This is a genomic window from Massilia sp. AB1 (assembly GCF_018119385.1).
In the GTDB taxonomy this organism is placed as follows: domain Bacteria; phylum Pseudomonadota; class Gammaproteobacteria; order Burkholderiales; family Burkholderiaceae_D; genus Telluria.
In genome coordinates, this window is the sequence record NZ_JAGKSG010000081.1 from 1 (window position 1) to 10,049 (window position 10,049).

The following is a 10,049-nucleotide window of genomic DNA, read 5'->3' on the forward strand; positions in this document are numbered from 1 at the left end:
GCTCAGTGATCTGAGTGGGCTTTTTTGCTTTGGGCGTCCGAAAAGACGCTATCGAAACGCGACAAACTTGGATCCCGGCCAAGGGGGGCGCCGAGTCCCGGGACGACGGTCTTTAAGCTGGGAGTCGAAATACTGCCGCGATAGCGCATCTAACTTCAAAACCGTCGTACCCGCCACTGGCGGCTACGACTTCCGGGACTCGGCGTCCCCTTGGCCGGAACCCAAGGTCACCGAGCGCCAGCAGACCACAGCGGCCCTTCACAAATCATCATGCTCTCCCCGCCGCACCACCTCCATCTCGAGTATGGTAACCGGCCCCGCCCGCAACAAATTCATCGACGACACGAGCATCTCTGCCGCGCGTCCCACCGAGACCGCCGTCCCGGGGATATCCAGCAAAAAGTCCTTCCCCTCCACATAGCCGCCATTCGTGAAGTCGACGCGAAACGCCAGCTTCACCCGCCACGCCGATCGAGCATCCGCCACATAAGGCGCTGCCTCCGCACCCGGCACAAAGACTTGCGGAAGACCGCCATCGTTCCTCATTGACCCGCTCCTTTCAGACCCACAAACAACTTCGCCCCAAACAGATTCACGCACAGCCCCAGGATGACAAGCACGAACGCCATCACTTTCCACGGCTGCAGTTCCTCGCCAAGCACCACGACCGACAACGCCATCCCGAACACCGGCACCAGCAAAGTTAGCGGGGCCACGCTCGCCGCCGGATACAATCCCAGCAGCCGATTCCACACCGCGAATCCGAGCAGCGTCGTCGGATAAACCAGATAGGCGATCGCCCCGCTTGAGCTCCATTTGAGATGCGAGATGCTCTCCACAATGCGCGCCGGCCCCTCGACCAGAAGCGCCAGTGCGAACAAGGGAATCGGCACCACCAGGCTGCCCCAGATCACCAGCGCAAACATGTTCACCTTGCCCATGCGTTTCGCAAGCAGGTTCCCGCATGCCCAAGCCAAAGCCGCCAGGATCACCGCCGCCAGGCCGAGCGCCGACACATCGCCGCCGACATTGACAGCGACCAGGGCAATACTCGAGAAGGCCAATACCGCGCCACCAATCTGGAAACGGGTAGGGCGCTCGCTCAACAGCCATGCCGATAGCCCGATCGTCATGAACGCCTGCAGCTGAAGGGTGAGCGAAGCCAGTCCCGCCGACACACCCAGGTTCATTCCTCCAAACAGAAAGGCGAACTGGATCCCAAACATCACCAGGCCATAAGTGACGATGGTCCCGAATGGGACGTCCGGTTTCTTCACAAAGAAAACCGCCGGCAGGGCGGCCAGCGTAAAGCGCAGTGCGCAGAGCAGCAGCGGCGGCAGATCCTTCAACCCTAGCTGGATGGCGGCGAAGTTGAAGCCCCAGATGGCGACGATGCCGATCGCGGCGAGCAAATGACGAGGGTGCATACTCGATTCCATGAATGAAAATCACGTTATAGCATCGCCAATCGCAGAGAAAAAACGCTTTATACTCACCGTTTCTTGAATGCCATTCACACAATGAGTTCGTCCCTCCCGCCGCTGCACACCTTGCGCGCCTTCGAAGCCATTGGACGCCTGCGCAGTTTCACCCTGGCCGCCGCCGAACTGCACCTCACCCATAGCGCCATCAGCCACCAGATGCGTGCACTCGAGTCGTCCTTGCGGACCTCCCTGATCGACCGGTCGCGACGCGAGATCGCGCTGACGCCACAAGGCGAGCAGTTCCTGGCCGTGGTCCGGCCGGTCCTGCAGCAGCTGGCCGAAGTGTCCGACAGCTTGCGTCACGGTGACGCCCGGCGCCTTCGCATCAATGTGCTCCCTTCTTTCGCAGCCAGGTGGCTGCTTCCGCGCCTGGGCGACTTCTTCCTCCGCCATCCGGACATCGAGGTAGAAGTCGCCGCCACGCAAGCCGTGGTCGACCTGAAGGCGGCCGGCGCGCATCTCGGTATCCGCTACGGCGACGGGCAATGGCCAGGCGTCAGCAGCGAACTCTTGTTCGAAGAACGCCTGTTCCCGGTTGCCAGCCCGGCCTACATCCGCGCGCACCGTCTTCGTTTGATCCAGGACCTGCGCCGCGCCATCCTCCTGCGCGACGATTTCCATCCATGGGAGACTTGGCTGGACCAGGCCTCGCTGGACCCGTCGGAATGCGAGTTCGGCGCGGTCTACCGCGACTCGGCCCTGGTCCTGCAAGCGGCCGAGAGCGGGCAGGGCGTCGCGCTGGCCAGGAGCTGGCTGGTCGCCGACGCGCTCAAGGCCGGGACCCTGTGCCGGATCGGGACCTTATCCATTCCTGCGAGCGCTTCCTACTACCTGGTCGTCCCGCAGGACGGGCAAGGCAGGCGCGAAGTGAGCGATTTCCAGGCATGGCTGCGCACCCAGGAACAGGCCCAGCTATACTGCTCTGCCACGACATGAGGAGGCTGCGATGAAGGTATTCCTGGTAACCGTCGATACGCTGGCCGATTGGGAAATCGGCTACCTGACCGCCGAGCTGAACAGCCGCCGCTTCTTCGCCGATCCGGGCATGGATTTCAGCCTGCTCAAAGCCGGCCTGACCCGCGACGAAGTCAAAAGCATGGGCGGCGTGAGTTACATGCCGGACCTGGCGATCGACGAGATCCGGATGCAGGAAGGCGATCTGCTGCTGATGCCGGGCGCGGAGATATGGGAGTCGCCGCAAGTGAAGCCCGTTCTCGAACTGGCCGCCAGCCTGCTGGACCAGGGCCACCATGTGGCGGCTATCTGCGGCGCGACGATCGGCCTGGCGGGTGTCGGTGCGCTCGACCGGCGGCGTCATACGTCGAACGACCTCGGCTACCTGAAGCAGTCCTGTCCCGATTACCGGGGAGAGGCCTGGTACCGCAAGGATCCTGCGGTGCGCGGCGACAACCTGATCACCGCGACCGGCTTGGCGCCTCTCGAATTTTCTTACGAAGTGCTGAAGATGCTGAAGGTCTGGCGACCGGAAACCACCAAGGCCTGGTACCGGCTCCATAAAACGCGCCAGGAACGCTGGTTTCATGAACTCGTCGCCTCGATGTCGGCGCCGGCGCAGGAGCAAGCGCAATAGCCGCATCGACGGAATCAGGTCCTGAAGCGCGCAACGAAGAAGGACGCCGTCACTGCAAAAGACAAGCCCCGGCTATTCGCCGAGGCTTGTCGCCTGGCTGTCTGCGGCCAGGACGCCCAGTCGTGCGGCATCGCCGTCCAGAAGGATGCAGGATGAAGCACCGTCTTGTTCCAGCGCTGCGTATGCCGTGAACGGCTGGGCCAACACTCGTCACCCTCTTTGTCCCCCCCGATTAACGGAACCTCGGGTTGACGAGTGTCGCCCAGTTCTGCGTTATGCAATTCGGGTAGTCGCCGACGTGTCTACGACCACGGCAGGTCGCGGCGGTTCCTCTTTGCCACCAGATCTTGGCCGTGTCGTCCTTGTTTCGGCTGCTTATTATCCGGCTGCAAGAAGGCCTCTCTGTTCGGCCTTTCACATATGGATCAGTAGCCCCTCGTTTCGTTCCCTACTTTCTGCGCCCTGCGCGGAACGACGTACCACAGTCCGGACAGCAGGAGCAGCGTCGCGACCGCGGCGCCGATGCTGACTGCCAGGCGCGCGGGCATGTCCGCAGTCGCCAGGTAGATCACGGTGAACATGTCGAGGGCGAGCCCGATGGCAAGCGGGGCAAGCGCCCCGCGAATCATCTGCGACGCGAACCTGACCATGGCGTGGGTGGCGTGACCTCGGCAGGTCCGGTAATAGATGGCCGGCGTCATGACCATTGCCACCGAAACGATGACCATGACCAGTGCCAGCACATGGCAGATCTTCGCGAATGTCGCCAGGTCCTCGAACCGGTCGTTGAAGACCGCAATGGTCTGGAATCCAAAAAGGGCCTGAATCCCGGGAAGGATGACGCGCGCTTCCTCGATAATGTTGCGCATCTCCGAATCGATTTTTTTAAGCTCAGTCTGCTCTTTTTCCATGACTGAACAGTACGCGCAAAGTCGACGACCATCAATGCGCGCACGCTTGAAACCACTATGGAGCAAGGATCTGCGGATGCCAAGGACAAGTTCTCGGCAAGCGCACGCTGAGTCGCACGCCGGCCACAGCGCGGCCCTTGTGCGCGAGCGCTTCAGTTCGGCGTGCTGCCGATCTGGTCCCAGGCAAGCCCGAAGCGGGCGAGATATTTCTTCAAGCGGTCGGCGTCGTTCGGCCTGCTTTTCGCCTCTCGTGAAACGCCGAACAGCTTGCGTCCCGCTTCCGACAGCGACTTCGATTGCCGGCACACGGCGATTACACTGGACAATTGCATGGCATCGAACAGGTCCAGCCCGTCCACTTCCTCTTGCGCCATGACCTCCGCCAGCCTCACGCCTTCCGTGTCGCCAGGGCGGGCCATCCGTTGCCACTGGCTCTGCAAGCGGCGGATCTCGTGGTCGACGATGGCCTCGGTGATGCCGCCGCCATCGGCCAGGGTGGCCATGCGGGTGACCGAGGCCAGCAGGTCGCGGAAATTTCCCGTCCACAGGGCCGACGGGGAACCGGCGAACTTCATATAGCGTTCGCGGGCTTCCCGGTTCATACGCACCATCTGGCCGTTCTCCTCGCTGAACTGGGCGAGCAGGTAGCCGAGGTTGGGCTCGATATCTTCCGCCCGCTCGCGTAATCCGGGAAGCACATAAGTCCAGAGGTTGATGCGGGCGTGCAAGTCTTCGCGGAAGCGGCCGGCCACGACTTCCTGGGCCAGGTCGCGGTTGGTGCCGGCGATCAGCTGGAAATCGCTCTGGACTTCGTTGTCGCTGCCCACCGGCAGGAAGCGCTTGTCTTCGATCGCCTTCAGCAGCATCGCCTGTTCATCCAGGCCGAGCTCGCCGATCTCGTCGAGGAACAGCAGGCCGCGGTGTGCGCTCCTGAGCAGGCCGGGGCGGTCCGAGGCGGCGCCGGTGAACGCCCCTTTGGTGTGGCCGAAGAGGGTGGAGGCCGCGCCGTCGCCACGCAGGGTGGCGCAGTTCAGCTCGATGAACTTGCCGTCGATCTGGTGCCGGGCCTTCTTGAGCTCGTACACCCTGCGGGCCAGGAAGGACTTGCCGGCGCCGGTCGGCCCCATCAGGAGCATGGGCGCCCTGGACTTGATCGCCACCCGCTCGATCTCGTCGATCATTGCGTTGAAGCGGGCGTTGCGGGTGGCAATGCCGGATTTCAGGAATGCCACCCCTTCGACCTGCTCGCGCGAGAAGCGCTGTGCGATCTGGTCGTAGCGCGACAAGTCCAGGTCGATCAGCGCATAGGTGCCCGGTTCTCCCGGCCCCTGGCGCCGCGGCGGCGAGGTTTGAACCAGCCGTCCCGGGAAGAAGCGGGCTTCGGTCAGCAGGAACATGCAGATCTGCACGACGTGGGTGCCGGTCGTGATATGGATCCAGTAATCCTCTTCTTCTGGTTCGAAAGGATAGGTCTTGGCGAAATCGAAGAGTGCCGCATACACCTCTTCGAAGTCCCAGGCGTTCTGCAGCCTGATCGTGCGCGGCACTACCTGGGTTTCAGGCGATACGCCGGCAATGTCTTCCACTACCTGTTCGACCAGCGACTGCGCCGAAGCGTCATGGATCAGCTCGAAGCGGTCGATGACCACATCGTCGTGCTGGGTCAGCGCGATGCTCGGTCTCCATTTCTCCCAGCGTCCGCTGCCTTTTCCGCTGTCGAGCTTCGTGCCGACGAATCCGATGACGACTGTACGCTTCTTCATTTTTTATAAATGTTTATCTCTATGTATATATTAACATAAGGCATCTCCACCAGCCTTAACTGCCCGACATTTCATGTCATTTGACCAATGGTATAAAAATCAATGACTTACTGATGGAGAACGCGTGAATGGCAGACCTGGCACGGGCTTTGCAATAAGTAGATGCAAGACAAGAAGAAAAGGATAAGCATCATGGCCAACATTCAGCTGTTCAGCACACTCAAGAGCGCATTCTTGCCGTCCACCGATGCTGTCAACGGTGCAGGAGCGCCGGCGTACGCGATGACGCCGCGTCACCAGCTCGCCCAGTACGCCGCCACCGGCTGCCTGCATGCGACGTTCTACGCGAACGCGGAGGCCCAGTTGTCGGCGGTAACCGGCCTGTGCAGCCAGCTGGACTCGGCCTTCATTGCCCGCACCGCGGTGTATTTCCGCGAGCGAGGCTACATGAAGGACATGCCTGCGCTGCTGACCGCCATCCTGGCCAATGCCCGGGCCGCCGAACTGGCACCCACCTTCGGACGGGTCGTGAACAACGGGAAGATGCTGCGCAATTTCGTGCAGATCCTGCGTTCGGGCGCAGTGGGGCGCCGCTCGCTGGGATCGCGGCCGAAGAAGCTGGTGCAGGCTTGGCTGAACCAGGCGACGGAAGCGCAGCTGCTGTCGGCTGCCGTCGGCAACTCGCCTTCGCTGGCGGACGTGGTCAAGATGGTCCATCCCAAGCCCGCCGAGGCGTGGCGCGAAGCCTTCTTCGCCTGGCTGATCGGCAAGCCGGTGGACATGGCCAGCCTGCCGCCGCTGACCCGCGCCTTCGAAGCCTATAAGCGCGACCGGACCCAGCCGCTGCCGGATGTGCCTTTCCAGATGCTGACCGCGCTGGAACTCGGTGCGCAGGAGTGGGCGCAGCTGGCCTTGCAGGGAAGCTGGCAGATGGTGCGGATGAACCTGAATACCTTCGCGCGCCATGGCGTCTTCGCGCTGGAAGGAATGACAAAGCTGATTGCCGACAAGTTGCGCAACCCGGCGCTGATCGCGAAAGCTGGCGCCTTCCCTTACCAGCTGATGGCGGCTTACCAGGCGGCCTCGCCGGATGTGCCGATGGAAGTGCGCGAGGCGCTGCACGATGCGCTCGAGCTTGCACTCGGCAATGTGCCTGTGGTGATGGGCAAGGTGGTCGTGTGCCCGGATGTGTCCGGGTCGATGTCGGCGCCGGTCTCCGGTGCGCGCGGAACGGCGAGCTCGGCGATCCGCTGCATCGATGTCGCGGCCTTGGTCGCGTCGGCCATGTTGCGCAAGAACCCGGAAACGCTGGTGCTGCCTTTCGAAGTCAAGGTTGTTTCCTGCGCATTGAGCCCGGCGGATAAGGTGCTCGACAACGCTGCCAAGCTGGCCGCCGAGCCTGGAGGCGGCACGAATTGCAGCGCGCCCCTGGCCTGGTTGAACCAGCACAAGGTTCACGCCGAGCTCGTGGTCTTTGTGTCGGACAACGAGTCCTGGGTCGATGCGCGCCGCGGAGCGTCGGCCATGATGGCGGAGTGGGAGATTTTCAAACGGCGCAATCCGAAGGCGCGCCTGGTGTGCATCGACTGCGCCCCGAATGCGAGCACCCAGGCTTGCGAGCGCGACGACGTGCTCAATGTCGGGGGATTTTCGGATGAAGTATTCAAGATCGTCGCGGCCTTCGCGGAAGGGAAGCTGGACGGTCGCCATTGGGTAGGCGAGATCGAGGCGATCGAGCTGCCGGTGGCGTAAAGGTTTGAGAGGGCGGGAATGCGGCTGCGATTACATTCCAAACTGTATCCGTCGCAGCCATTCTTGTCCCGTCATCTCAATCGTGTTCGATGAATGCTGGTGAAATTACAGGATGGAGCGCCGGGCATGCCCGGAGGTCCCTGGTTCAACCCCAGGCTGGCGCAGGCCAAGTAGCTCAGTGCAGTACACATTTCACCGATCTTGTCATCGGCTTTATTGATGTGTAGAGAACGAAAAATGGAAAAGAACAGCTATCAAGTCATGGACGTCGACGACGGACGTCCGATCAAGATGTGGACCGAAGGGGTGCCGGTCGAGGATGCCGCGCGCAAGCAGCTGGCAAACACGGCGCGCATGCCGTTCATTTACCAGCACATTGCCGTCATGCCGGACGTCCACCTGGGGAAGGGGTCGACGATCGGCAGCGTGATTCCGACCCTTGGCGCAATCATCCCTGCCGCGGTCGGTGTCGATATCGGCTGCGGAATGATGGCCGCCAAGACGACCTTGAGCGCGAATGATCTGCCGGACAACTTGTCCGCCCTGCGCAGCGCGATCGAGCGGGCGATCCCGCACGGGATGTCGCCGAAGACGCGGAATCATCGCGGACGCGACGTCGGTTCGTGGAACACGCCGCCGGTGCCGGTCGATGCCGCCTGGGCAACGCTGAAGGACGAGTTCGACGCGATCTGCGTCAAGACCCCGTCGCTGGAAAAGACGAACAACTACCGCCACCTGGGAACGCTGGGCAGCGGGAACCACTTCGTCGAGGTGTGCCTCGACGAGACCGGCGCGGTGTGGTTCATGCTGCACTCCGGATCGCGCGGCGTCGGAAACGCCATCGGAACCCACTTCATCGAGCTGGCCAAGAAGGACATGCGCCGGCATATCATGAACCTGCCGGACGAGGACCTGGCTTACCTCGAAGAAGGAACCGAGCACTACGACGACTATGTCGAGGCCGTGAGCTGGGCCCAGAAGTTCGCGCGCATGAACCGCGAGGTCATGATGCAGAACCTGATCGCGGCCGTGCGCACCGTCATCAGCAAGCCTTTCGAGACGCATGTGGAAGCGGTCAACTGCCACCACAACTATGTGCAGAAGGAGCATCACTTCGGCAAGGATGTGCTGGTGACGCGCAAGGGTGCGGTGTCGGCAAAGGCGGGAGAGCTGGGTATCATCCCGGGATCGATGGGGGCGAAGAGCTTCATCGTGCGCGGAAAGGGAAATCCGGACAGCTTCCACAGCTGCAGCCACGGAGCCGGCCGGACGATGAGTCGCAACGAGGCCAAGCGCCGCTTCACTGTCGACGACCATGCGCGCGCGACCGAAGGCGTCGAGTGCCGCAAGGACGTCAACGTGATCGACGAGATCCCGATGGCCTATAAGGATATCGATGCGGTCATGCACGCACAGCGTGATCTGGTCGAGGTCGTGCACACGCTCAAGCAGATTGTCTGCGTGAAGGGGTGACACGATCATTTATTGGTAAAAGAACAGAGGCGACCATGATCGAACTCGATGGCGCCGCCGGAGAAGGCGGCGGACAAATTCTACGGACGGCGCTGGCGCTGTCCATGATTACCGGGCAGCCATTTCGCGTAGCGAATATCCGGGCGAACCGGGACAAGCCGGGGCTGATGCGTCAGCACCTGGTGGTGGTCCAGGCGGCAGCCCGGATCAGTGGTGCGACCGTAACCCACGCCGAAGTCGGCTCGCGGGAGCTGGTGTTCGCGCCTGGCAGGCTGACGGCTGGCGACTACGAGTTCGCCATCGGCACGGCCGGAAGTTGCACGCTTGTCTTGCAGACGCTGGCGCTGGCCTTGCTGCATGCGGACGGGCCCTCGACCGTGCGGGTGAGTGGCGGCACGCATAATTCGATGGCGCCGCCTTTCGAATTCCTGCAGCGGGCATATTGCCCGTTGTTGAAGGCGATGGGGACGGAGGTGGAGTTCCGTCTGGAGCGTCACGGATTCTATCCGGCGGGTGGCGGCGTGGCGGTGGCTTCGGTGGCGCCTTGTCCGGAACTGAAACCGATCCACTTGCTGGAGCGCGGCGAGCTGCGCCGCGGTTATGCCGAAGCGCTGGTGGCCGGTATTCCGGGGCATGTGGGCGAGCGCGAACTTGCCTGCATTGGCAGCAAGACGGGGTGGGATGAGCAGAACCTGCTGATGAGGACGCTCCCGCCGGGCCAGGGCCCAGGCAATGCCGTGTTGTTGACGCTCGAGTATGCGCAGGTTACGGAAGTATTCGCCGGCTTCGGCGCCAAGATGGTCAGGGCGGAAGACGTGGCCCAGCATGCGCTGGCGGAAATGCGGGAGTTCCAGTCGTGTGAAGCCGCGGTCGGCGAGCATCTGGCGGACCAGTTGATGCTGCCCCTGGCGCTGGCTGGCGGCGGCCAGTTCAGTACTTCGTCGGTCAGCCAGCACGCGCTGACCAATGCGGAGGTGATCGGGCGTTTCCTGCCGGTCAGCATTGGCTTCGAACGGCAGGGAAGGCGTCACGTGTGCACGGTCGCGCCTGCTTGCAAAGCAGGGTGAGACTTTGT

Annotated in this window: 9 protein-coding genes; 5 read left to right on the forward strand and 4 right to left on the reverse strand. The window is 62.4% G+C overall.

Going from position 1 to position 10,049, the window contains the following annotated elements:
- Positions 1–258: 258 nt before the first annotated feature.
- Together J8847_RS23445 and J8847_RS23450 are read right to left on the reverse strand one after the other, a co-directional pair.
- Positions 259–546, reverse strand: a complete 288-nt coding sequence (locus J8847_RS23445) for a hypothetical protein (protein ID WP_211527098.1) — start codon at positions 544–546, stop codon at positions 259–261.
- On the reverse strand, positions 543–1,427 hold the full coding sequence (locus J8847_RS23450; protein ID WP_211527099.1) for an EamA family transporter: 885 nt from the start codon (positions 1,425–1,427) through the stop codon (positions 543–545). The genes J8847_RS23445 and J8847_RS23450 overlap by 4 nt, the downstream gene beginning before the upstream one ends.
- Before the next feature lie 93 nt (positions 1,428–1,520).
- On the opposite strand from J8847_RS23450, the gene gcvA reads away from it, so the two are divergent.
- Both gcvA and J8847_RS23460 read left to right on the forward strand, forming a co-directional pair.
- The gene (gene gcvA / locus J8847_RS23455) at positions 1,521–2,420 is read left to right on the forward strand and encodes a transcriptional regulator GcvA (RefSeq protein WP_211527100.1); all 900 of its coding nucleotides are present in this window, start codon (positions 1,521–1,523) and stop codon (positions 2,418–2,420) included.
- 10 nt (positions 2,421–2,430) lie between these two features.
- Entirely contained in the window at positions 2,431–3,075 is a 645-nt protein-coding gene (locus J8847_RS23460) for a DJ-1/PfpI family protein (protein ID WP_211527101.1), read from the forward strand.
- 425 nt (positions 3,076–3,500) lie between these two features.
- On the opposite strand, the gene J8847_RS23465 is transcribed toward J8847_RS23460, so the two are convergent.
- On the reverse strand, positions 3,501–3,986 hold the full coding sequence (locus tag J8847_RS23465; protein WP_211527102.1) for a DUF6328 family protein: 486 nt from the start codon (positions 3,984–3,986) through the stop codon (positions 3,501–3,503).
- A gap of 152 nt (positions 3,987–4,138) precedes the next feature.
- Positions 4,139–5,749 (reverse strand): RNA repair transcriptional activator RtcR, encoded by a 1,611-nt coding sequence (gene rtcR, locus J8847_RS23470; RefSeq protein ID WP_211527103.1) that lies wholly within the window; start codon positions 5,747–5,749, stop codon positions 4,139–4,141.
- 192 nt (positions 5,750–5,941) lie between these two features.
- Here rtcR and J8847_RS23475 point away from each other — a divergent pair, with 192 nt between their 5' ends.
- The 3 genes from J8847_RS23475 to rtcA all read left to right on the forward strand — a co-directional run bounded on the left by J8847_RS23475 (position 5,942) and on the right by rtcA (position 10,041).
- Positions 5,942–7,501 carry an RNA-binding protein gene (locus tag J8847_RS23475; protein WP_211527104.1) on the forward strand — a complete coding sequence of 520 codons (1,560 nt, stop codon included), beginning with the start codon at positions 5,942–5,944 and terminating at the stop codon, positions 7,499–7,501.
- Positions 7,502–7,738: 237 nt separating this feature from the next.
- Positions 7,739–8,974 carry an RtcB family protein gene (locus J8847_RS23480; protein ID WP_211527105.1) on the forward strand — a complete coding sequence of 412 codons (1,236 nt, stop codon included), beginning with the start codon at positions 7,739–7,741 and terminating at the stop codon, positions 8,972–8,974.
- A gap of 35 nt (positions 8,975–9,009) precedes the next feature.
- Entirely contained in the window at positions 9,010–10,041 is a 1,032-nt protein-coding gene (gene rtcA, locus J8847_RS23485) for an RNA 3'-terminal phosphate cyclase (RefSeq protein ID WP_211527106.1), read from the forward strand.
- Positions 10,042–10,049: the final 8 nt, after the last annotated feature.